The sequence below is a fragment of the Hominisplanchenecus murintestinalis genome (genome assembly GCF_943193015.1).
Taxonomy (GTDB): domain Bacteria; phylum Bacillota; class Clostridia; order Lachnospirales; family Lachnospiraceae; genus Hominisplanchenecus_A; species Hominisplanchenecus_A murintestinalis.
The window spans coordinates 25,096-46,299 of sequence record NZ_CALPCM010000023.1 but is presented as its reverse complement, the minus strand read 5'-3'; the positions used below and the strand labels follow the sequence as shown (position 1 = coordinate 46,299).

Here is a 21,204-nt window from a genome sequence, read left to right as displayed (position 1 = left end):
TATTTGGATTCGGCACCTAAATTTTACCACATATTTGGTCTCTTTTTCTATTCACTTATTAGATGAAATGCAATAAGTAGCTTAAATACAGTAACTATGTGGCTTTCAGCCACTTTCACGGCACAGCTGTGAATAATTCAGGTTAAATAACAAAAATATTAAGAAGATATGAAATACTGTTATCTCTGCAAAGGAGTACATTGCTTTTGTATAGTACTTTCCGAGACAGATGTGCCGGGAGAGACAGTACGTACCGGGGACGATACGCAGATAGGGAAATATATCCTGGTTCTGGTGGTATCGGGTCTGATGATAGGGCTCCTGGACTTCTTCAAAAAGCGTAAGAAAGAGAGCGAAGAAAGCTAAAAAGTGAAAATGTCCCTGGCATTTTTCCAGGGGCGTTTTTGCGGTACACCGTTTTTGGATGTAGAAAATGTGAGCTTTGGTGATAACAGATTGACAAAAACGGCTGGTTCTGCTAAGTTATATTAGCAGAAGGGTTAAGACAACTATTTAAAAGAAAGGTATAAAAATGAAATTTTTAAATAAGATGGAACGGAAATTCGGCAGATACGCAATCCGAAATCTGACATGGTACATTATCGTTACTTATATTATTGGGTTTTCGCTGGAGCTTTTGGCGCCCCAGATTCTGGGATATATTACACTGGAGCCGGCGCTGATCATGAGAGGGCAGATTTGGAGGCTTGTGAGCTGGGTTCTGGTTCCGCCAACGGATTTAGGATTTTTCACGATTGTGATGCTGTTTCTGTATTTTTCACTGGGATCAGAGCTGGAACATGCCTGGGGGGCGTTCCGATATAATCTGTATATTTTTATGGGAGTGTTCACATCTGTTATCGGTGCGTTTATTCTGTATTTCAGCGGAATAAATATACTGGGATATACGTTTAGTACATTTTATTTGAATATGTCCATTTTCCTGGCATATGCGGCAACCTATCCCAATGAGCGTTTGTATGTATACTTTTTGATTCCGATTAAGATAAAATGGCTGGGAATCATTGATGCGGTGTTTTTGTTATATGCGATGGTTCAGGGCGGTTGGGCAACCAGAGTGGTTGTTCTGGCTTCATTGGCAAATTTTGTTCTTTTCTTTTTGATGACGCGAAATATGCGCCGCGTATCACCGCGGGAAATCCGAAGGAAACAGAATTTCCAACGTCAGGTCAGAAGTAATGTGCCGTCTGCCGGGGTAACAAAGCACAAATGTGCTATATGCGGGCGCACGGAGCTGGACGGTGAACATTTGGAGTTCCGTTTTTGTTCGAAGTGCGACGGGAACTATGAGTATTGCCAGGATCATTTGTTTACACACGAGCATGTGCATAAATAACGTTTGAGAAGATAGAAGGTAGATAAGATGAAAAATATCATAAGTAAATCAAGGGCAAGGCGTGCGGCGGCGGTTGGAGCGGCGGCAGCCTTGTCGGCATTGAGCATCAGTGCAGTGTGGGGTGATGGCTTACAGGGTGGTAAGCTGGCACTGGCACTGTTTTTGTCTGTATTTGCAGGTGTGATTGTAGCGGTGGATATACAGATAAAGAAGAAAGCAGGCTTGGCAGTCTGCCTGTTCCTGCCTTTTGCGGCGCTGTGCTGTATGGAGTTTTATACGCATGTGCCGTGGGATCTTTCTTTTTTGATTGTTATATTAAATTATCTGTTTTATTTGATTTTATATGGGATTTTTACGGCTCTTTTTGGAAGCAGCCAAATAGGTTGTGCTGTCGCGCCTGTTTTTCCTATGCTTACAGGGCTGGTCAATTACTTTGTGGTCAGCTTCCGTTCTTCGCCCATCGTGCCCTGGGATATTTTTTCCATAGGAACGGCTACGAGCATTACGGATAATTATTCGTTTACATTGAATTACCGGGTAGTGTTTGTATTGATAGGATTTGCATACCTGATAATCTTGGGAGAGAAAACGCGGCTTGAAATCGGGAAACTGCGTGTACGTCTCGCGGCTATCTGTCTTTCTATGGCGCTGATGGCAGGGTATGTGACGGCAATCCAGGTGGAAGCAGTAGAAGATGCTTTTGGAATGGACGATATTCTGTTTACGCCGAATGTACTGTACCGAAATAACGGATTTATGGCGGCATTTTTGGCAAATCTCCGTTATCTGGATGTGGAAAAGCCTGATGGATATTCGGTAGAGGCAGCAGAGGAAATCGCACATCCCTGGGAGGAGGATGCAGAGCCGACGGATATTTCCGATAGTCCGAATATTATTGTTATTATGAATGAAGCTTTTTCTGATTTGTCGGTGTATGGAGATTTTGGGATAAGTGAGGACGCGATGCCCTTTATACGCTCCCTGGATAAAAATACAGTGAAAGCGAATCTGTATGTTTCTGTAAAAGGAGGCAATACTGCAAATACAGAATTTGAATTTCTAACAGGGAACAGCATGGCATTTATGCCTGCGGGAAGCGTTCCTTACCAGCAGTTTATCAAGAGTAAAATGCCAAGCCTTGCTTCTCATATGAAAAGCCTGGGATATCGGACAGCAGCTCTCCATCCTTATTATGCATCAGGTTGGAATAGGGAACAGGTTTATCCGGATCTTGGGTTTGAACATACATATTTTCGGGAAGACTTTATCAATGCTTCTACATTGAGAGGTTATGTCGACGATACTTCTGCATTCCGGAAGCTGATACAGCTCTATGAGGAGAAGGAAGAAGGGGAAAAGCTTTTCGCATTTGAAGTGACAATGCAGAATCATGGCGGGTACAGCAAGGAATACCCGGATTTACAGCCAGAGATTTTTCTTACAGAAACAGAGTATAAGAGCACACAGGTAGAGTCTACGGAAAAATACCTTACGCTGATTCGCAGAACAGACGAGGCATTTGAGGAATTGCTCAGTTATTTTGCAGGGGAAGAAGAAAAGACGGTCGTAGTCATGTTCGGCGACCATCAGCCCTCGGACTATATTTGCAATCCGGTGCTGCGTGAGCTGGGGATTAGTGAGGATTCCAGGGAAAAATCCCCGGAGGAATTTTCTAAAGGCTATGTGGTTCCGATGGTAATGTGGGCAAATTATGATATAGAGGAGGAAGAGATTGATGCAATCAGCGTGAACTATTTAAGTTCACTGCTAATGGATAAAACAGGGCTGCCAAAAACAGGATACCAGAATTATCTGTTAGAACTGCGGGAGGATTATCCGGTGGTGACTGCCAATTTCTTTCAAACCGCAGACAGAGTGTTCCATGATTATACTGATTCAGAAGAAAAATCTGGACTGGATCCATATGCGGTTCTTCAATACAATGATATGGTGGATAAGAAGAATCGCTTGGCAGGATTTTTTGGAGATTAAGCATTTTAAGGAGGAGTACAAAAATGAAAAAAGAACCATTTGTAACAAAGGAACAGCTTGATAAAATTGCGCAGGAGTACCCAACGCCATTTCATCTGTATGATGAGAAGGGGATTCGGGCAAATGTAAAAGCGTTGAAAGAAGCGTTTTCCTGGAATGAAGGATATAAAGAATATTTTGCAGTAAAGGCGACTCCAAATCCATTTTTGATAAATATTTTAAAAGAATATGACTGTGGGTGCGACTGTTCCTCTATGACAGAGCTGATGCTTTCCCGTGCAATCGGGGTAGTAGGAAGCGATATTATGTTTTCGTCTAATGATACACCAATAGAAGAATACCAGTATGCAGAGCAAATCGGCGCGACGATTAATTTAGATGATATCACACATATTGAGGTGCTGGAAAAGGCAGTGGGGAAACTGCCAAAGCGTTTGAGCTGCCGTTATAATCCGGGAGGCTTGTTTAAAATCAGCAATGATATCATGGACAATCCCGGGGATGCAAAGTATGGCATGACTACAGAGCAGCTTTTTGAGGCGTTCCGTATTCTGAAAGAAAAAGGAGTGGAGGAATTTGGTATTCATGCATTCCTTGCGAGCAATACGGTGACAAATGATTATTACCCGATGCTGGCGAAGGTTTTATTTGACGTGGCAGTGCGGCTGAAAAAAGAAACAGGGGCGCATATTACGTTTATTAACCTGTCTGGCGGAATCGGGATTCCGTATCGCCCGGAGCAGGAGCCGAATGACATTTTTGTAATTGGCGAAGGTGTGAGAAAAGCGTATGAAGAGGTATTGGTTCCGGAGGGAATGGGCAATGTGGCAATCTATACGGAGTTGGGAAGATATATGATGGGTCCCTATGGTGCGTTAGTAACCAGGGCAATTAATGAGAAACATACCCATAAGGAATATATCGGCGTAGATGCGTGTGCGGTAAATCTGATGCGTCCGGCTATGTATGGCGCATATCATCATATCACAGTAATGGGGAAAGAGGATATGCCTTGTGATCATAAATATGATGTGACGGGGTCTCTATGTGAAAACAATGATAAGTTTGCCATTGACCGAATGCTTCCGGAGATTGAAAAAGGAGATTTGCTGTTTATCCACGACGCAGGGGCGCATGGTTTTGCTATGGGATATAATTATAATGGTAAGTTGAAATCAGCGGAGATATTGCTCAGGGAAGATGGAAAGACAGAGCTTATCCGGCGTGCGGAGACGCCGGCAGATTACTTTGCTACGTTTGACTGTTTTGATTTTTATCAGAAAGTGCTGAAAAAATAAAAAAGTACTTGCATAGTGTCGGATGGTGTGTTACAATAGTCTACGGTCAGAACAAAAGAGGACTGGCCGCTGTGGCGGAATTGGCAGACGCACTTGACTCAAAATCAAGCGGTGAACAACCGTGCCGGTTCGAGTCCGGCCAGCGGCATAAGAGCAAGGGGAATATATTTTGTTACCCTTGCTCTTAGCTTTTATAGCGGAAATGTGAGAGCGAAGGCTTTTGCCGGAAAGAGGAGCATATGTATAAAAATGCATATACTCCTCTTTTTTATGTACAGTTCCATGTGTCGGCTTGCAGTATAGAAGCAAGATGTGTGAAAATGTAAAATTTGTGAAATCTGCAAAAAAGCAGAGACAAAATGAAGCAATTATGGTAAAATTCTTTTAATTACATAGTAAAAGTAACGACAAAAATTGTTACTTTTACTAAGAATGGAGGAAACTATGGAAAAAAGGAGATTGCAAAGTTTTACAGGAAGAGGATTTGCATTTTTGCTGTCTTTTGCAATGGGCATATCAGGAATCAGTTATGTGCCTGCTGCAAAGATGACGGTAGAAGCGGCAGATGGCGTGATTACAATCAACAGTGCAGATGAATTGGGGAAAATCGGAAAGGATTCCAATTACCCAATGAACGGAGACTATGTACTTGGGACGGATATTGATTTGGATGGAGTGAATTGGGTACCGATTGGAGGAAGCAGCGGTCCTCAGTATGGTCTTGTAGAAGGAGACAGGGTGTTCAGCGGCACGTTTGACGGCCGGGGACATGTGATTTCGAACTTGACGATAACGTTTAATGGACAGCAGTCTGCGGAAAAGACAAACCAGACAGGGCTGTTTGCCATGATTGGGAGCGATGACGCTTCAGATTATGCAGAAGTAAAGAATCTTGTATTTTCAGAAGTAGCCATCGCGCATACGCTGGGGCACGGCGATTCTATTGGAGCTTTGGCGGGTGATGCGAATGGTTATACGAAAGTAAATAATATTGCTGTGGCCAGCGGAAGCATTCAGGTTATGGCTTCTTCCAGCGGGAAGTCAGATTTGATTGGACTGGGCGGTATTGTAGGGCAGGTACGGACAAATTGTGAAGCTGTACAGCTCAGCAATCTGTATAATGGAGCAGATGTGACATTTAGCGGCGATTTAAATACCTTGTCCGGTTCCCTGCGATGCGGAGGAATTCTCGGAAGGGTGCATCAAACGGCCAGGATTGGAGAATTGTCTTCTTGTGTAAACGTGGGGGCAGTTACCTATCAGAGTGGACAAGGATATGCGATTAACGGAATCGATTGGGCAGGTGCGGCTGATTATACGGACAGGATTAGGAATTGTTATTATCTGAATGGTACAGGTATGGGAAGTGCAGCAGTGGCAGGGATGGCAGAGGCAGAGCTGGCGGGAGACGCAGTGGTTTCAGCATTAGGATCTGACTATTGGATGGTATCTAACGGCAAACTTGTACCGAAGGTTACGGATGGAGTTGTACTTACACCGATTCCTTCTCCTGTATTTGCAGAGGGGGACAGGGCGTCTGCGGTTACAAAGAATTTTACAGTACCTACATCTTACGAGGTTAGCGGCAGTACGGAGACAATTCAGTGGGTGAGCAGTAACACGGATGTTATTTCCGTTGACGGAAGTACGGGCGTGGCAACGGTGCATCCGGTGATGAAAGCAACTTCTGTTACTTTGACAGCTACGACAGGGGATGGCAGGACGAAGGAAGTTTTAGTTACGGTGCTTTCAAATCTGTCCCTGAAGCTGGACGGAGAATACGCAAAACCAGGGACGGCGCTTCAGGCTTCTGTACAGAACGACGCAGGCGAAGTTCCGGCAGGAGTCACCTTTACATACCGATGGACACTTGACGGAGCAGAAGTGTCAACAAGCGCATCTTATACGCCGACAGAAAGTGCTCTGAATAAATTTATTGAAGTTACAGCGATGACAGATGGGGCTGTCGTAGATACTTACCGGCTTTATTGCAGTAAGCTTCCGGTAGTGTATATTGATACGGTAGACGGACACGGAATTACCAGTAAGACGGTTTATAAAGACGCGTCTATGCGTATTCAGGGAAATGACACATATAACAGTACGACTACGACTTTGTATGATGGCGCTACAGAAATCCGCGGGCGCGGGAACAGTACCTGGAACACCGGTTACAATAAGCTTCCATACAAACTAAAGCTCGGCAAAAAGACAAATCTATTTGGTTTTGGCGAGAGTAAGCATTGGGCGCTTCTGGCTAATTATATGGATGAATCCCTGATGAGGAATACGCTTTCTTATGATTTGGCAAAAGAGATGGGAATGGAATCTTATTTGCCTTCCACCCATGTAGAAGTGGTACTGAACGGAAATTATGCGGGGAACTATCAGTTGGTAGGAAATGTGCGGGTAGAGGAAAGCCGCGTCAATATTTTTGACTGGGAGGACGCGGCGGGAGACGCAGCGAAGGCCATTGCGAAAAAGCATGGATTGGCCAAGGATCAGCAGGATGCCCTTGAGGATTACCTGGTAGAAAATATGGAGTGGATTACCAGTGAGCAGGGTATCAATTATAATGGCAGCGTTTACCCCAGGGAAGACTACGAGAGTGTACTCCCGACAGATGCATCGGGGAATGTAGACCTCTCGGGCGGATTTTTGTTTGAGCTGGATGCTTATTATGACGAGGCGTCAAAGTTCCAGACCACCTATAGTCAGCCCTTTATGTTTAAAAGCCCGGAGTTTGTAATTACAAACAAAGAATTATTTAGCACGGCACAGAACTATATACAGGCGTTGGAAAACAGTATTCATGCTTCTGACTTTTATACGACATATCAGAATGAATCCGTGCATTACACAGATTTGGCGGATCTGGACTCTCTGGTACGCTATTTTGTGCTTAATGAGTTTTTCTGGAATACAGAAACTATGAAAAAAAGTACTTTTATGTACAAAGACTTGGGTAAGAAGCTGTATGTCGGCCCTGTTTGGGATATGGACTGGACATCGAACAGTTTGGTGAGCAAAACCGAGACATGGAATTATCAGGTTTGGCTAACGAATGACCGTAACGATGGCGCTCAGAGGGAACAGTGGTATAAATACCTGATTGCTGACCCTTATTTCGTAACAAAAGTATATGAATGCTACCAGGCGAATAAAGGGAACTTTGAAGATATTATTAAAACCGGCGGAATTATTGACAGAAACATTGAGTATCTGACAGAATCTGCCAATAGCAATTATAATGCAGGATTCCTAAGGGATGATTTGTTATGGGAGAACGATGCAAGGTTTGATGCAGCAGTTACGCGTCTGCGTACCTTCCTGTCAAACAGGAAAAACTGGATGGACACGCAGTGTGCGTCTGTAGACGGGCTTCTTGCCTCTTTTGGGAAATTCAAGGCATCAGGAAACTTAACGGCGGCGGTAGATACATCGGGTGAAAAGACAACAGTTTACACGGCAAACGTGACGGACAGCACAGTGGAAAAGGTTGGTTTTTATATCAATGGAATCCTGGCCGGAACAGCAGATGTGACGGAGGGGGCGGCGTCCTTTACGGCAAGCGATTCTTATCTGGAAAGAGACAGTACAAAGCTGAATGTGGTTCAGGTTCGCGGCATGGATGCGGCGGGCAGGCTGCTTTCAAACGGGAGTGTGACAAATTATAAGACTTTCTCAAAAGAAGTTCAGGTGGATACATTGACCGGGACAGCAACCGTTTTGGGCGAAGCGAAGACAGGCAAAGTGCTGGCAGCAGCAGTAGAAGGCGGCAATAATACCGGAGATTTTACATACCAGTGGATGGCGGACGGTGTGGCAATTACGGGTGCAACAGGCAATGAGCTGCAGCTTACTGCAGGGCTGGCCGGGAAAAAGATTAAGGTTAGAGTGGGAAGCACTATGGAGGCTGATTATATCTACAGTGCGGAGACTGCTGCGGTAGAACTTGTAGAAGTGAAAAATGACCATGTAATTATCAACCAGGTATACGGCGGCGGGGCAAACGACGGGACGCCGGTATCCCATAGCTTTATCGAATTGTATAATCCTACGGATGCCGAGATAGACCTCAGCAGTTATTCTTTAGGATATTTGTCAAATGGAAAGAACGGCGCAGCGGCCGAGGAAGTGAAGCTGCCTCTGGATAAGAAGATTCCGGCACACACTTCTTATCTTGTTCGGTGCGAAGCCCAGGATGCATCTACGCCGGAGCTGATTAAGTATACAGTTGATACGTTTGATAAAGAGTGGAGCCAGACGATTGACAATAAGCGGTATCGTCTTGTACTTTATAGAGGAGAAACTGTAGAAGACGCAGTATCCGTGAATGAAGGCCATGTGGAAGGCTTTGCCCTCGCAGACGGTGCAATCAGCAAGCAGAAATCTATCCGCAGGACAGAGTTCCGGGATACCGATATTAACCGGAATGATTTTGAAACCGTAGATTACCGTGAAGCTGCATCAGTGTCAAAGTACCCCAGGAGCCTGACGGACGGTGAATGGGGACGGGAACCGGAGGTTCAGACGCTGAGCGGCGAAGTGGCTATCCGTGGAAATGCCATTGTAGGAGCCACTTTGTATGCAGATCAGAAAACAAATATAAACGAAGCAGATGAGGCATCGCTGCGTTATCAGTGGAAAGCAGACGGAACAGAGGTATCAGGAGCTTCCGGCGCGTTCCTGATGTTGGGGAAAGCGCTTGAAGGTAAAAAGATTTCCGTGAGCGTTACAAGCAGCGTGATGGAAGGGAATGTTGACAGCGGCGAGACAGCGGCAGTCAAGGTAGTAAAGCCACAGACAGGACATTTGATTATTAACCAGGTGTATGGAACAGGCGGAAAGAAAGAACCAGCGCTGTCCCACAGTTTTATTGAACTGTATAACCCGACCGCAGACAAAGTTAATCTAGAAGGATACAGTCTTTCCTATCAGTCAGGAGAGGGAACGGCGTCCCTGGAGCTTACAGGGGAAATTCCTGCAAATACATCGTATCTGATTCGCTGCGCAGAAAATGCAGAATATCTGTATGAAGTAAAGGATGGGGATATTGACTGGATGCAGGAAATCAGTAATAAGCAATACCGCGTGCTGTTGATGAAGGGAAGCGAGCAGGTAGACGGTGTGTCCGTCAATGAAGAGGCAGCAGAGGGGACTCCGCTTACAAACCCTGTGGGAGGTGAAATTATTTCAAAAAATAAATCCATCCGCCGAATCAGTTTTATTGACACAGACCAGAATGCAGAAGATTTTGAAGTGCTGAATTACAGCAAGCTTCCGGAAGAAATCAGGGCGGCAGTGGTTCCGAGAAATCTGAAAGACGGCGCATGGGGGAATACATCAGAAACTCCGGATCCGCCGAAACCTGAAACACCAGGTACTGAAACACCAGGTACTGAAAAACCGACGCCTGCACCCGTAGTGCCTGCAGCTCCGGCAGTTAAATCAGTGAAAAGTGTTATCCGCAGCGGTAGTTCGGCAGTGGAGGTAAAGATTGGCAAAGTACAGGGAGCATCCAGTTATCGGATTTACCGCAAGACAGGCAGTAAAACGACTCTGCTGGGCACTATGACAGGCGAGGTTTTCTATGATATGAAGCCGGTAAGCGGAAAAGCGACGTATCTGGCAGAAGCAGCTTCCGGAACGAATGTCAGCAGCAAGGGTACAGGAAAAGGCATTACGCTTCCGAAGGCTACGAAGAAAGTGACTGCAAAAGCAGCAAAATCCGGAAGTAAAAGGATTGTCAAAGTAAGTTGGAAACGTGTAAAAGATGCGAAGAAGTACATGATTTTCCGCTCGAATAAGTCCGGCAGCGGATTTAAACGGATTGCTATCATTAAGAAATCCAAGATTGTTAAGTATACAGACAAGAAAGTGAAAAAGGGCAAGAAATATTTCTACCGTGTGGTAGCAGTAAAAGGAAAAACCTATAGTCCGGCAAAAGCTTCCAAAGCAATAAAAGTAAAATAACAGTTTTCCCGAAAGGGAATTTGCAGAAACCGGAGTATCCTTTGGGATGCTCTGGTTTTGCTTGTTTCAGTTTGTAAAATATGATATACTCGTAGAAGATTTTGGAAATAAAAAAGCGGAAGGGCGGTGTCAGAGAAACGATGGACTGTAGGGAAGCACAGAGTCTGGTAACGGCTTATATAAAGCGTCAGTTGGATGAAAAGAAAACAGAGGAGTTCATCGGGCACATCACCCACTGCGAAGAGTGCTACGAAGAGCTGGAAATTTACTTCACGATTCATTTTGCTTTAAAAAAGCTGGATGAAGAACAGAATGTTTCATATACTATGCCATATCAGCAGGGAATGAAACATCCTGGAAAGCAGAAAAACAAAAAAAACTCAGGAACATACCATGTGCGGGATAAGAATTCGGACAGTATCGTGGATATGCTGCTGGATAATTTAGAGAGTACAGAGAGGAAGCTGCACAGGAGGAAAATATTCCGGGTATGCAGCTACGGTATTATGCTGATGGCGGAAATCATGCTGGTGTTGATGCTGATTACCCAGGCGCAGGCGTGGGCGGGAGGCGGCGTTAGAGAAACGTTCGCATATCAGGCGCTTTACGGGCAAGAAGAAGCCGTATCAAAGAAATAGGAATGGATGGAGAAAGCAATGGGCGAAAAAATAGTATTGATTGACGGACATAGCATATTAAACCGTGCGTTCTATGGAGTGCCGGATTTGACGAACTCAGAAGGGCTTCATACAAATGCGGTATACGGTTTTCTGAATATTATGTTTAAAATCCTGGAAGAAGAAAAGCCGGATTATCTGGCAGTGGCATTTGATTTGAAAGCTCCTACTTTCCGGCATAAGATGTATGCGGAGTATAAAGGTACAAGGAAACCCATGCCTCAGGAGCTTCACCAGCAGGTACCAGTGATACAGGATATGCTGCGTGCGATGGAGATTCCCCTGCTGATGCTGGAGGGGTATGAAGCGGACGACCTGTTAGGGACAGTGTCGAAGCGGATGGAGCAGGAAGGACTGGAAGTCTGCGTGGTATCGGGAGACAGGGATTTGCTGCAGCTTGCCACAGAGCATATTATGATTCGGATTCCGAAAACGAAACGGACGGGCACGGAAATTGAGAATTACCATACGGCAGATGTGCTTGAGAAATACCAGGTGACGCCGCTTCAGATTATTGATTTAAAAGCATTGATGGGGGATGCGTCGGATAATATTCCGGGCATTCCGGGAGTAGGTGAGAAAACTGCCACGAAAATTATAGCAGCATATGGTTCTATTGAGAATGCCTATGCCCATGTAGAAGAGATTAAGCCGAATAAGGCAAAAGAGTCTTTAAGAGAGCATTATGCTTTGGCACAGCTGTCAAAAGAACTGGCAACTATCAATATAGAAGCTCCTTTGGAGTTTGAATTGGAGGAAGCCAGTATGGGAGTCCTTTATACAGAGGAGGCATTTGAGCTGTGTAAACGGCTGGAATTCAAAAATATGCTGTCCAGGTTTGAGTGTCAGGGACCGGTAAATCGGGTATCAGAGAATTTTTGCAAGGTTTCAGATTTGGCAGAAGCAGAGAAAATCTTTGAGACGGCGGCGAAGGCGGCTCATGTGGGTTTTGAACTGATTCTTGCCGGGAAGTGTGTCCGCGGGTGCGCACTGTGCTTTAGTGAGGAAGATATTTATTTTATTCCGGCTGAAGGATTTATCAGCGGAGCTTATCTGTGCGGGAAAATAGATATGCTGCTGAATGAGACGGCGGCGGCTTCTACCCTGGATTTGAAAGCGCAGCTTCCGTTTTTTGCAAACCATGCCAGAGAAAAGCTGTATGATTTGGCGCTTGCGGCTTATCTTCTGAATCCGCTGAAAGATAAGTATACCTATGAAGATGTGGCGAAAGAACATATGAGCATGATGATTCCTTCACAGGAGGAGCTGCTGGGCAGGAAAGGATTTGAGGGCGCGGAGGATGAGAAAGCAGTGTCAGACTGCGCTTGTTATATAGGATATGTGGCATGGGCGGCTCTGGAACCGATGCAGAAAAAGCTGCTGGACACGGGAATGGATACTTTGTTCAGGGAAATAGAGATGCCGCTGGTATACACTCTGCATGATATGGAACGTGAAGGAATACGGGTGGAGGCGGCGGCTCTGAAGCAGTATGGGGAACAGCTCATCGGACGTATCGGAGAACTGGAGACAGAAATTTATGCAATGGCGGGAGAAACGTTTAATATCAATTCTCCGAAACAGCTGGGTGTAATCCTCTTTGAAAAGCTAAAGCTTCCCTATGGAAAAAAGACGAAAACAGGGTATTCTACCGCAGCGGACGTGCTGGAAAAGCTGGCAGATGAAGCTCCTGTTGTATCTCGGATTCTGGAATACCGCCAGCTTACGAAACTAAAATCTACCTATGCGGATGGGCTGGCGAATTATATTGCGGAGGATGGAAGAATCCACAGCACTTTTAAGCAGACGATTACCGCTACGGGAAGAATCAGCAGTACAGAGCCAAATCTTCAGAATATCCCTATCCGTATGGAACTGGGGCGGCTGATACGGAAAGTATTTATTCCGAAAGATGGCTATGTGTTTGTAGATGCGGATTACTCACAGATTGAGCTGCGGGTGCTTGCAGCGATTTCAGGGGACGAGACGCTGATACATGCGTACCGCGAGGCTCAGGACATCCACAGGATTACGGCGTCCCAGGTATTCCATATTCCGTTTGATGAAGTGACAGACTTGCAGCGCAGGAATGCCAAGGCGGTAAACTTTGGAATTGTGTACGGTATTAGTTCTTTTGGACTGAGTCAGGATTTGAGCATTACCCGGAAAGAAGCGGCACAGTATATTGAAAAATATTTTGAAACTTATCCGGGAATTAAGAAATTTCTGGACGATACGGTTGAAAATGCCAAGAAAGAGGGATATGTCACAACTCTGTTCGGACGCAGGCGTCCCATGCCGGAACTGAAAGCGGGGAATTTTATGCAGCGTTCTTTTGGAGAGCGGGTGGCTATGAATGCACCGATTCAGGGTACGGCGGCAGATATTATAAAAATTGCCATGATACGGGTGAACGACAGGCTGAAAGCAGAAAACCTGAAATCCCGCCTGATTCTTCAGGTTCATGATGAATTGCTGATAGAAGCAGAAGAATCGGAGACAGACGAGGTGAAACGGATTCTCCTGGAAGAGATGCAGGGAGCTGCAGAACTTTCCGTAAAGCTTGAGATTGATATGCATACAGGAAAGAGCTGGTACGAGGCAAAATAGATGAAGGTTTTAGGGATTACAGGGGGCATAGGAGCCGGGAAAAGCACGGTTCTTGCGTATCTTTCAAAAAAATACCGGGCGAGGGTGATTCAGGCGGATCAGGCAGCCCATGTGCTGGAACAGCCGGGACAGGAGTGTTATCATAGGATTGTGGAGACATTTGGAAAAGAAATACTGAGTGCGGGCGGCGAGATAGACCGCCGTCTGTTGGGAAATATTGTGTTTTCGGATAAGAAGAGCCTGGAAGAACTCAATGATATTGTACATCCGGCAGTACGGGAATATATCATACAGGAAATCCAGCAGGAGCGGCTGGCAGGAACGGCTCCGTTTATAGTGCTTGAAGCAGCGCTTTTGATTGAAGAACATTATGATGAAATCTGTGATGAGCTGTGGTATGTGCGTACCGGGGAAGAAATTCGGCGGAAACGGCTCATGGCGTCCCGGGGATATACGGCGGAAAAAGCCGGGGAAATTATGCAGAACCAGCTTTCGGATGCATTGTTTTTAAAACATTGCCAGTTTGTGGTTGACAACAACAGTGATTTTATAGAAAATACTTATGGACAAATAGACAGAGGATTGGTGGAACATGGATTTTTGTAGTATTGCCAGCGGAAGCAGCGGAAATTGTATTTATGCAGGCTCAGAAAACGCAGCCGTCCTGATTGATGTGGGGCTGAGCGGGAAGCGTATTGAGGCCGGGCTGAATTCTATAGACAGGAAAACTGCGGAGATTGACGGAATTTTGATTACCCATGAGCATTCAGATCATATCAAAGGATTGGGCGTAGTAGCCAGAAAACATCATATCCCTATTTATGCTACAGGCGGTACGCTGCAGGCGATCCGGGGAATGGGAAACCTGGGGAAGATTGATGAGGGGCTGTTTCATGAGATTGTGCCGGACGAACGCTTTATGATAAAAGATTTGGAAATACAGCCGTTTTCAATCTCGCATGATGCTGCCGATCCGGTGGCATACCGGGTAAATCATGGAAAGCAGTCCGTGGGAGTCATTACAGACCTGGGGGAGTATACAGATTATACGGTGGAACATTTGCAGAATCTGGATGCGGTGCTGATGGAGGCGAATCATGACATACATATGCTCCAGGTGGGAAGTTATCCGTATTATCTGAAACGGAGGATTCTGGGAGAGCGCGGGCACCTTTCTAATGAAAATGCGGGGAGACTGCTGTGTGAGATTCTCCACGATGGCATGAAATCTGTGTTTCTGGGGCATTTAAGCCAGGAAAATAATTTTGCGGAGCTGGCGTTCGAGACGGTATGTCAGGAAGTGACCATGGGAGACAATCCTTACCGGGCGAAGGATTTTTTTATTAGCGTGGCAAAGCGCAATGAAGCGTCCGCATTTGTACAAATAGGATAAAAAATATAACGTTTGGAAGTAAACTTCCAAATCGGCAAGATTATGTGATTAGAAAGGGGAAAATATGAAAAGGACGATTATAACTGTGGTGGGAAAAGATACGGTAGGTATTATTGCAAAGGTCTGCACGTATTTGGCAGATAACAATGTAAACATCCTGGATATTTCGCAAACGATTGTACAGGGATTTTTCAACATGATGATGATAACAGATGCAAACAAAGCCTCAAAAGATTTCGGGGATCTGACAAAAGATTTGGCGCAGCTTGGCGAGGAGATCGGCGTAACTATTCGGTGCCAGCATGAGGACATTTTCAATAAGATGCACAGAATATAAGCTGTATACAGGATGTTTGGGATGGATGATAGCTGCGATAAACGGGAGGAAATGTCATCATGATAAATATATTTGAAGTAAATGAAACGAATAAGATGATTACCCAGGAGAATCTGGACGTGCGCACGATTACGTTAGGCATTAGTTTATTGGAATGTGTAGATTCTGACTTGGAAAAGGTAAATCAGAATATTTACCGGAAGATTACGACAGTGGCAAAGGATCTGGTTTCTACCGGGAAGTATATTGAGCAGGAATACGGAATCCCTATCGTGAATAAAAGGATTTCTGTAACCCCTGTTTCTCTGGTGGGAGGCAATGCGTGTAAATGTCCTGAAGATTTTGTGTCCATTGCCAGGACTCTGGACAAAGCGGCGCACGAAGTAGGAGTAAACTTTATCGGCGGTTATTCGGCTCTGGTATCGAAAGGCATGACGAAAAGTGATGAATATTTGATACGTTCGATTCCCCAGGCCTTGGCGCAGACGGAACGTGTGTGCAGTTCTGTAAATGTAGGATCCACAAAATGCGGCATCAATATGGATGCGGTACGCCTGATGGGAGAGATTATCAAAGAGACGGCGGAGCTAACGAAGGCAAAAGATTCTCTGGGATGTGCGAAGCTGGTAGTGTTCTGTAACGCGCCGGATGATAATCCATTTATGGCAGGAGCATTTCATGGAGTGACGGAAGCTGATGCCATCATCAATGTAGGCGTCAGCGGTCCGGGCGTTGTAAAAACTGCGCTGGAGCAGGTGCGGGGTGAAAGTTTTGAGGTGCTCTGCGAGACGATTAAGAAAACGGCGTTTAAAGTCACCCGCGTGGGGCAGCTCGTGGCACAGGAAGCATCGAAGATGCTGAATATTCCGTTTGGAATCATAGATTTATCGTTAGCTCCGACTCCGGCTATCGGAGACAGCGTGGCAGACATTCTCGGCGAGATTGGGTTGGAGCACGCAGGAGCGCCCGGAACTACAGCGGCGCTGGCGCTTTTAAATGACCAGGTTAAAAAGGGCGGTGTGATGGCTTCTTCTTATGTGGGCGGTTTGAGCGGCGCGTTTATTCCGGTCAGTGAGGACCAGGGAATGATTGACGCAGTACAGGCGGGAGCGCTCACGCTGGAAAAACTGGAGGCTATGACTTGTGTATGCTCTGTAGGCCTGGATATGATTGCGGTTCCGGGAGATACGAGAGATACTACGATTTCAGGTATTATCGCGGATGAGATGGCCATCGGAATGGTAAACCAGAAAACGACGGCTGTTCGCCTGATTCCTGTAATTGGAAAAGGCGTAGGTGAAATCGTGGAATTCGGCGGGCTGCTGGGATACGCTCCTATCATGCCGGTGAATTCCTTTGGCTGTGATGCATTTGTAAACAGGACAGGGAGGATTCCGGCGCCTATCCACAGCTTTAAAAATTAAAGCAGGCTTCAGGGGCTGTGCCGCTGCCAGCAGAAACAAAAAAGAAATTGACTATGATATTTCAAAATAAACTTGGCAGGGAATTACGGTAATTGGGGAGAGTAGATTTAACGTTCATCCCATAGGATAATTTGACGCCGATACTCACTGTAGGCGCCCTGCTTGAATTTTCCGGTAGTTACGCATTGGAATACTTCTGATGCGTAGATGTCTTTTTTGAGAAATTCCATCTGTTCCGGCGAGAGCAGTTTTTTGGCGTCAGCCAGCTTGGTAATCAGGGGTATACAGCTCCTCTCTTTGATTTTACGCAGAAGAGAGGAGCTTTTTTTGCACAGTCCCAGAATCCTGGCATAACTGTTCCAACCATTGTCTTGCTGTGCCTGAACAGTTTCCATACGGATATCCAGAAGAATATGGAATAGGCAGCGTGAGATGCGGCTTTCCGTATACTGCTTCGTCTTTACTAAGGAGATAAACTGTTCAATATCCTCAAATCCGGGAATAAGACGGAATATTCTGTCGGCCAGTTCTGCAGAAACGTCCTGGAAATCTGTTAATTCCTCGGGGGAGGCTATGGAAAGAAGCCTGTAATGGAGCAGGGGAGAAAAGTCCCGGATGCTTACAGGACAGGACTTCCCCAGTTCTCCCAGCAGGATTTCATATACAGGAAGAGGGGTTTCAGATTTCAAACTTGAAAGCTTTGCAGCGTCGAGAAGCTTTCGTAAAGCTGTGGCAGAGCTAAAGGTTCCGTGAAGCGTATGGGAGTGGTAAGCGCTTCCGGTACGGGGAATAGTAAAAGGCTGTATCCGGCTGTCAAAGCGGAGCAGGGCTTTCAGGTATTCGATTCCCAGTATGTTGTTCGGCTCTCTCAGGAGTGAGGAAACGGGCGCATTCGGAAGATATTGTTCCAGCGCATTGGCGCGCGCCAGTGGAAAGGACTTTCCGGCTTTCAGGTTCTTTTTTAAAAACAGGCGGTATTCATCCGGTTCACTGTTTAAGATTTGGGCGGTTTCATGAAGAGGAGCAAGTTTTCCGCACTCACTTCCGAAGCACAGGAAATCCACTGAGTCAAGAGAATTCAGCAGAGAGACAGCGCCGGAAGCGAAATATTCAGCGCTTCCCAATGCCCAGGAAACGGGAAGCTCCAGCACCAAGTCGGCGCCGCAGGCAAGAGCCATTTGGGTTCGTGCGTATTTATCAAGAATAGCGGGAGCTCCCCGCTGCACAAAATTTCCGCTCATGACAACAACACAGAAGTCTGCACCTGAGATTCTTTTTGCTTCCTGCATATGCCAGGCATGTCCATTGTGGAACGGATTATATTCAGCAATCACACCGACAGTTTTCATAAAAATATCCCCCTGAGTTTTAAAGTAAGTATATCTGCAAAAAGTGGTTTTGTATACCTAAATCGGGAAGAAAAATAGACTTTGCGGGAAGGAAATGCTATAATTCGGAAAGAGAAAAGGGAAACGGAGGGACAAACCTATGCATATAGAAGGATTGGGAGATATATTTGTATGGCTATACCTGCTCATCAATGCAGCAGTTTTTGTTTTGTATGGTGTGGACAAGTGGAAAGCAGAGCGTCATAAATGGAGAATATCGGAGCAGGCGCTTTTGGGAGCAGCATTTCTCGGTGTGTTTGGAGCTTTTCTGGGGATGCATTTTTTTCGGCATAAGATTCGGAAGCCGAAGTTTTCTGTTGGCGTTCCGTTGATTATGCTGCTGGAAATTGGGATGGGATATTTGATTTTGCGATAGAAATCAATAGGAAAGTTCTTAAGAATTTAAACAAGCAACCTTGTATACCAAAATATACATATTCAGCAGTTGAAATTCCAGCCGGGCAGAGATATAATAAAACTATTAAAACATTACGAAAGGAGTCAGAAATCATGGGATTTATTGACGTAATCAAAGCCAGGGCAAAGGCAAATAAAAAGACTATCGTACTGCCGGAGACAGAGGATCGCCGTACATACGAAGCTACCGCGCAGATTCTGAAGGAAGGCATCGCAGATGTCGTCCTGGTTGGAAGCGAGGAAGAAATTAAAAAAGGAAGCGAAGGGCTTGATATTTCAGGTGCAAAGATTGTAGACCCGGCTACAGATGAGAGGACAGCAGCCTATATTGATAAACTGGTAGAGCTGAGACAGAAAAAGGGCATGACGCCGGAGCAGGCAAAGGAAATCCTGCTGAACCAGTATCTGTACTACGGTGTTATGATGGTAAAAATGGGAGATGCAGACGGTATGGTTTCCGGCGCATGTCATTCTACTGCTGATACACTTCGTCCGTGTCTTCAGATTCTGAAAACGAAACCGGGAACGAAACTGGTATCTGCGTTCTTCCTGATGGTTGTCCCGAACTGCGAGTATGGCGCAGACGGCACATTTATCTTTGCAGACTCCGGTCTGAACCAGAACCCGACGCCGGAAGAATTGGCAGCTATCGCAAAGTCTTCCGCAGAGTCATTCGAACTTCTGGTTGAGAAAGAGCCTGTTGTGGCAATGCTTTCACACTCTACGATGGGCAGCGCAAAACATGCAGATGTTGACAAAGTAGTAGAAGCAACGAGAATCGCAAAAGAAGAAAACCCGGAACTGAAACTGGACGGCGAATTCCAGCTGGATGCTGCTATCGTTCCGAGCGTAGGCGCTTCCAAGGCTCCGAACAGCCCGGTTGCAGGTAAGGCAAACGTCCTGGTATTCCCGGATCTGGATGCCGGAAATATTGGGTACAAGCTGGTACAGCGGCTGGCAAAAGCAGAGGCTTATGGTCCGGTTACCCAGGGTATCGCAAAGCCGGTCAACGATTTATCACGCGGATGTTCTTCTGAGGATATCGTGGGTGTAGTTGCCATTACGGCTGTACAGTGCCAGGCTGAATAGAAGTCTAAATTTAGGAGGAAAAGAAAATGAACGTGTTAGTTATTAACTGCGGAAGTTCTTCACTGAAATATCAGTTGATCAATTCTGATTCAGAGGAAGTGCTGGCAAAGGGGCTTTGCGAGAGAATCGGAATCGACGGAAGGCTGGTATACCAGAAAGCGGGCTGTGATAAGGAAATCACAGAAGCGCCGATGCCGACTCACAAAGAAGCTATCCAGATGGTGCTGGATGCGCTCGTAAACGAGAAAACGGGGGCGATTGCAAGTCTGGCAGAAGTAAATGCGGTAGGGCACCGTATCGTACATGGCGGCGAGAAGTTTGCTTCTTCCGCAGTTATCACAGATGAGATGATGGCGGCAGTTGCCGAGTGTAACGATTTGGCGCCGCTCCATAACCCGGCAAACCTGATTGGTATCAATGCCTGCAAAGAGCTGATGCCGGATGTACCGATGGTAGGCGTGTTTGATACGGCATTTCATCAGACCATGCCTGCAAAGGCATATCTGTACGGGCTTCCGTATGAGTACTATGAGAAATATAAAGTGAGAAGGTACGGATTCCACGGAACTTCCCACAGTTTCGTTTCAAAACATGCTGCAGAGTTTTTGGGGCTGGATATCAATCATTCTAAAATTATCGTATGCCATCTGGGGAACGGCGCTTCCATCAGTGCAGTGAAAGACGGAAAATGTGTAGATACTTCTATGGGACTTACACCATTAGAGGGACTTGTAATGGGAACACGTTCCGGAGATATCGACCCGGCTATCATGGAATTCCTGGCAAAGAAGGAAAATCTGGATATTGCAGGCGTAATGAATGTATTGAATAAAAAGTCCGGCGTATATGGACTTTCCAAAGAGCTTTCCAGCGACTTCCGCGATTTGGAAGAGGGAATGAACTCCGGAAATGAGTATGCAGCAAACGCGCTGGAAGTATTCTGTTATCGTGTGGCAAAATATGTCGGTTCTTATGTAGCTGCTTTAAACGGCGTGGATGCAATCGCATTTACCGCAGGTATCGGTGAGAATGCCGGGATTGTGCGTGAAAAAGTTTGCGAGCATTTCGGATACTTGGGAATCAAATTGGATGCGGAAGCAAATAGCAAGAGGGGAGAGGACATGGTTATTTCCACACCGGATTCTAATGTGAAAGTTGCCGTGATTCCGACAAATGAAGAGCTGGCTATCTGCCGTGAAACGGTGGCTCTGGTATAAGTATAGATAGCAAAAGAATAGGTGTTTTT

General features: G+C 45.8%; 15 protein-coding genes and 1 tRNA gene. 15 read left to right on the top strand and 1 reads right to left on the bottom strand.

The window, feature by feature from the left end; translation table 11 throughout:
• Nucleotides 1-168 precede the first annotated feature (168 nt).
• The 12 genes from NFR99_RS09390 (at nucleotide 169) to NFR99_RS09335 (ending at nucleotide 17,064) form a co-directional block, all read left to right on the top strand.
• Nucleotides 169-366 (top strand): hypothetical protein, encoded by a 198-nt coding sequence (locus NFR99_RS09390; RefSeq protein ID WP_120482251.1) that lies wholly within the window; start codon nucleotides 169-171, stop codon nucleotides 364-366.
• Between the two features lie 166 nt (nucleotides 367-532).
• Complete coding sequence (locus tag NFR99_RS09385; protein WP_120482249.1) at nucleotides 533-1,357, top strand: hypothetical protein; 825 nt, start codon at nucleotides 533-535, stop codon at nucleotides 1,355-1,357.
• Between the two features lie 27 nt (nucleotides 1,358-1,384).
• Nucleotides 1,385-3,349, top strand: coding sequence for an LTA synthase family protein (locus NFR99_RS09380; protein WP_120482247.1), 1,965 nt, complete (start codon nucleotides 1,385-1,387; stop codon nucleotides 3,347-3,349).
• A 23-nt stretch (nucleotides 3,350-3,372) separates the two neighbouring features.
• The gene (locus NFR99_RS09375) at nucleotides 3,373-4,647 is read left to right on the top strand and encodes a diaminopimelate decarboxylase (protein WP_120482245.1); all 1,275 of its coding nucleotides are present in this window, start codon (nucleotides 3,373-3,375) and stop codon (nucleotides 4,645-4,647) included.
• 65 nt (nucleotides 4,648-4,712) lie between these two features.
• Nucleotides 4,713-4,795, top strand: a tRNA-Leu gene (locus NFR99_RS09370).
• Between the two features lie 296 nt (nucleotides 4,796-5,091).
• On the top strand, nucleotides 5,092-10,623 hold the full coding sequence (locus NFR99_RS09365; protein WP_251353477.1) for a CotH kinase family protein: 5,532 nt from the start codon (nucleotides 5,092-5,094) through the stop codon (nucleotides 10,621-10,623).
• A 101-nt stretch (nucleotides 10,624-10,724) separates the two neighbouring features.
• Nucleotides 10,725-11,261 carry an anti-sigma factor family protein gene (locus NFR99_RS09360; RefSeq protein ID WP_160216364.1) on the top strand — a complete coding sequence of 179 codons (537 nt, stop codon included), beginning with the start codon at nucleotides 10,725-10,727 and terminating at the stop codon, nucleotides 11,259-11,261.
• An 18-nt stretch (nucleotides 11,262-11,279) separates the two neighbouring features.
• Nucleotides 11,280-13,910, top strand: a complete 2,631-nt coding sequence (gene polA, locus NFR99_RS09355) for a DNA polymerase I (protein ID WP_120482239.1) — start codon at nucleotides 11,280-11,282, stop codon at nucleotides 13,908-13,910.
• Nucleotides 13,911-14,516: a dephospho-CoA kinase gene (coaE, locus tag NFR99_RS09350; protein WP_120482237.1), complete on the top strand. Its 606-nt coding sequence runs from the start codon at nucleotides 13,911-13,913 to the stop codon at nucleotides 14,514-14,516.
• The gene (locus NFR99_RS09345; protein WP_120482235.1) at nucleotides 14,503-15,303 is read left to right on the top strand and encodes an MBL fold metallo-hydrolase; all 801 of its coding nucleotides are present in this window, start codon (nucleotides 14,503-14,505) and stop codon (nucleotides 15,301-15,303) included. The genes coaE and NFR99_RS09345 overlap by 14 nt, the downstream gene beginning before the upstream one ends.
• 64 nt (nucleotides 15,304-15,367) lie before the next feature.
• Entirely contained in the window at nucleotides 15,368-15,640 is a 273-nt protein-coding gene (locus NFR99_RS09340) for an ACT domain-containing protein (protein ID WP_120482233.1), read from the top strand.
• Between the two features lie 59 nt (nucleotides 15,641-15,699).
• On the top strand, nucleotides 15,700-17,064 hold the full coding sequence (locus tag NFR99_RS09335; RefSeq protein WP_251353476.1) for a PFL family protein: 1,365 nt from the start codon (nucleotides 15,700-15,702) through the stop codon (nucleotides 17,062-17,064).
• A gap of 107 nt (nucleotides 17,065-17,171) precedes the next feature.
• On the opposite strand, the gene NFR99_RS09330 is transcribed toward NFR99_RS09335, so the two are convergent.
• Nucleotides 17,172-18,413 carry a nucleotidyltransferase gene (locus NFR99_RS09330; protein WP_251353475.1) on the bottom strand — a complete coding sequence of 414 codons (1,242 nt, stop codon included), beginning with the start codon at nucleotides 18,411-18,413 and terminating at the stop codon, nucleotides 17,172-17,174.
• 139 nt (nucleotides 18,414-18,552) lie between these two features.
• Here NFR99_RS09330 and NFR99_RS09325 point away from each other — a divergent pair, with 139 nt between their 5' ends.
• The 3 genes from NFR99_RS09325 (at nucleotide 18,553) to NFR99_RS09315 (ending at nucleotide 21,175) form a co-directional block, all read left to right on the top strand.
• Nucleotides 18,553-18,828 (top strand): DUF1294 domain-containing protein, encoded by a 276-nt coding sequence (locus NFR99_RS09325; protein WP_135974712.1) that lies wholly within the window; start codon nucleotides 18,553-18,555, stop codon nucleotides 18,826-18,828.
• A gap of 134 nt (nucleotides 18,829-18,962) precedes the next feature.
• Nucleotides 18,963-19,958 carry a phosphate acetyltransferase gene (gene pta / locus NFR99_RS09320; RefSeq protein WP_120482220.1) on the top strand — a complete coding sequence of 332 codons (996 nt, stop codon included), beginning with the start codon at nucleotides 18,963-18,965 and terminating at the stop codon, nucleotides 19,956-19,958.
• 26 nt (nucleotides 19,959-19,984) lie between these two features.
• The gene (locus NFR99_RS09315) at nucleotides 19,985-21,175 is read left to right on the top strand and encodes an acetate kinase (protein WP_251353474.1); all 1,191 of its coding nucleotides are present in this window, start codon (nucleotides 19,985-19,987) and stop codon (nucleotides 21,173-21,175) included.
• The last annotated feature ends 29 nt before the right edge of the window (nucleotides 21,176-21,204 follow it).